Origin of the sequence: Lysobacter enzymogenes (assembly GCF_017168095.1) — a bacterium.
GTDB lineage: Bacteria > Pseudomonadota > Gammaproteobacteria > Xanthomonadales > Xanthomonadaceae > Lysobacter > Lysobacter enzymogenes_D.
Window position 1 is genome coordinate 1 of record NZ_LXSD01000181.1, and the last position, 3,318, is coordinate 3,318.

The 3,318-nt window shown below is 70.3% G+C and carries 1 protein-coding gene; it reads left to right on the top strand.

What is annotated here, in order from left to right:
• Positions 1–66 precede the first annotated feature (66 nt).
• A complete protein-coding gene (locus A7A76_RS04905; RefSeq protein ID WP_206410143.1) occupies positions 67–3,285 on the top strand; it encodes an efflux RND transporter permease subunit in 3,219 nt (1,072 codons plus the stop codon).
• The last annotated feature ends 33 nt before the right edge of the window (positions 3,286–3,318 follow it).

Here is a 3,318-nt window from a genome sequence, read left to right on the forward strand (position 1 = left end):
CCGCCGCCGCCGCGCCGGCGCCGGCCGCCGCGCGCTGAGCGCCGGCGCCTCCGCAAGGATCCGCACGTGGGCTTCTCGACGCTGTTCATCCGCCGCCCGGTCGCCACTGCGCTGCTGATGGCGGGCCTGTTGTTGCTGGGCATCCTCGGCTACCGCCAGTTGCCGGTGGCGGCGCTGCCGGAAATCGACGCGCCCAGCCTGGTGGTGACCACCCAGTACCCCGGCGCCAACGCCACCACCATGGCGGCGCTGGTGACCACGCCGCTGGAGCGCCAGTTCGGGCAGATCTCCGGGCTGGAGCTGATGACCTCCGATTCGTCGGCCGGCCTGTCGACGATCACCCTGCAGTTCGCGATGGACCGCGACATCGACATCGCCGCCCAGGACGTGCAGGCGGCGATCCGCCAGGCGACCTTGCCGCAGTCGCTGCCGTACCAGCCGGTGTACAACCGGGTCAATCCGGCCGACGCGGCCATCCTGACCCTCAAGCTGACCTCCGACACGCGGCCGCTGCGCGAGGTCAACAATTTCGCCGACTCGATCCTGGCCCAGCGCCTGGCCCAGGTGAAGGGCGTGGGCCTGGTGTCGATCGCCGGCAACGTGCGTCCGGCGGTGCGCATCCAGGTCAATCCGGCGCAGCTGTCGAACATGGGCATGACCCTGGAAGACCTGCGCGCCGCGCTGACCCGCGCCAACGTCAACGCGCCCAAGGGCTCGCTCAACGGCGCCACCCAGTCCTACAGCATCGGCACCAACGACCAGCTCGCCAACGCCGCCGAATACCGCCAGACCATCGTCAGCTACAAGGACGGCGCGCCGGTGCGGTTGTCGGACGTGGCCGAGGTCGTCGACGGCATCGAGAACGACCAGCTCGCCGCCTGGGCCGACGGCAAGGCGGCGGTGCTGCTGGAAGTGCGGCGCCAGCCCGGCGCCAACATCGTCCAGACCGTCGCCGCGATCCGCAACCTGCTGCCGCAGCTGCGCAGCGTGCTGCCGGCCGACGTGCACCTGGACATCTTCTCCGATCGCACCGAAACCATTCGCGCCTCGGTGCACGAGGTGCAGTTCACCCTGCTGCTGACCATCGGCCTGGTGGTGGCGGTGATCTTCGTGTTCCTGCGCCGGCTGTGGGCGACGGTGATCCCGTCGGTGGCGGTGCCGCTGTCGCTGGCCGGCACCTTCGCGGTCATGGCCTTCGCCGGCATGTCGCTGGACAACCTGTCGCTGATGGCGCTGGTGGTGGCGACCGGTTTCGTGGTCGACGATGCGATCGTGATGATCGAGAACATCGTGCGCTACATCGAGCAGGGCAAGAGCGGCAAGGAGGCGGCCGAGATCGGCGCGCGCCAGATCGGCTTCACCGTGCTGTCGCTGACCGTGTCGCTGGTGGCGGTGTTCCTGCCGCTGCTGCTGATGCCCGGCGTCACCGGCCGCCTGTTCCACGAATTCGCCTGGGTGCTGAGCACCGCGGTGGTGCTGTCGATGCTGGTGTCGCTGACCCTGACGCCGATGATGTGCGCCTACCTGCTCAAGCCCGACGCGCTGCCGGAGAGCGACGACGCGCACGAGCGCGGCGACGGCAAGCGCACGCTGTGGGCGCGCACGGTCGGCCTGTACGAGCGCAGCCTGGACTGGGTGCTGGCGCGGCAGGCGCTGACCCTGGCGGTGGCCGCGGCCGCGGTGGCGCTGACCGTGGTGCTGTACGTCGCCATTCCCAAGGGCCTGCTGCCCGAGCAGGACACCGGCCTGGTCACCGGCGTGGTCCAGGCCGACCAGAGCGTGGCGTTCGCGCAGATGCAGCAGCGCACCCTGGCCGTGGCCGAGGCGCTGCGCCACGACCCGGACGTGACCGGCGTGTCGGCCTTCATCGGCGCCGGCAGCATGAACCCGACCTTGAACCAGGGCCAGCTGTCGATCGTGCTCAAGCCGCGCGGCGACCGCGACGGGCTCGACGAGATCCTGCCGCGCCTGCAGAAGGCCGCCGCCGGCATTCCCGGCGTGGCGCTGTACCTCAAGCCGGTGCAGGACGTGACCCTCGATACCCGAGTCGCGGCGACCGAGTACCAGTATTCGCTGTCCGGCGTCGATCCTGCGCAAGTCGCCGAGCAGGCCGAGCGCATGACCCAGGCGCTGCGCGAACTGCCGGAACTGGTCGACGTCGACAACAACCTGTCCAGCCAGGGCCGCGCCCTGCAGCTGAGCGTCGACCGCGACAAGGCCAGCGTGCTCGGGGTGCCGATGCAGTCCATCGACGACACCCTCTACGACGCCTTCGGCCAGCGCCAGATCTCGACCATCTTCACCGAGATCAACCAATACCGCGTGGTGCTGGAAGTGGCGCCGCAGTTCCGCACCAGGGACGCGCTGCTGGAACAGCTGGCGGTGGCCTCGAACGGTTCCGGCGCGCTGACCGGCAGCAACGCCACCGCGTTCGGCCAGCTCGCCTCCAGCAACTCGGCCACCGCCACCGGCATCGGCAACCGCGACACCGGCATCCGCGTCGGCGCGGCCGGGATCATCCCGCTGTCGACCCTGGTCGAGGCCAAGGTGGTCAACACGCCGCTGGTGGTCAGCCATCAGCAGCAGCTGCCGGCGGCGACGATCCTGTTCAACGTCGCGCCCGGCTATTCGCTGTCGCAGGCGGTCGAGGCGATCGAGCGCGCCCGCGCCCGGCTCGACCTGCCGCTGCAGGTGCGCGGCCAGTTCGTCGGCAAGGCGGCCGAGTTCACCGGCAGCCAGACCGACGTGGTGTGGCTGCTGCTGGCCTCGCTGGTGGTGATCTACATCGTCCTGGGCGTGCTGTACGAGAGCTACATCCATCCGATCACGATCATCTCGACCCTGCCGCCGGCCGGCGTCGGCGCGCTGCTGGCGCTGATGGTGTGCGGGCTGAGCCTGTCGGTCGACGGTATCGTCGGCATCGTGCTGCTGATCGGCATCGTCAAGAAGAACGGCATCATGATGGTCGACTTCGCGATCGAGGCGCAGCGCGCCGGCGCCAGCGCGCACGAGGCGATCCGCCGCGCCTGCCTGCTGCGCTTCCGCCCGATCATGATGACCACCCTGGCCGCGCTGCTGGGCGCGTTGCCGCTGGCGCTGGGCACCGGCATCGGCTCGGAACTGCGCCGGCCGCTGGGCCTGTCGATCGTCGGCGGCCTGCTGCTGTCGCAGCTGGTGACGCTGTACACCACGCCGGTGATCTACCTGTACATGGAGCGCTATCAGGACTGGCTGCGGCGCCGGCGCGAGGCGCGCGAGGCCCGCCGCGAGGCGGCGCCGGCATGAGCGCCGGCGGCGAGGGCATGGCTGGCGAGGGCG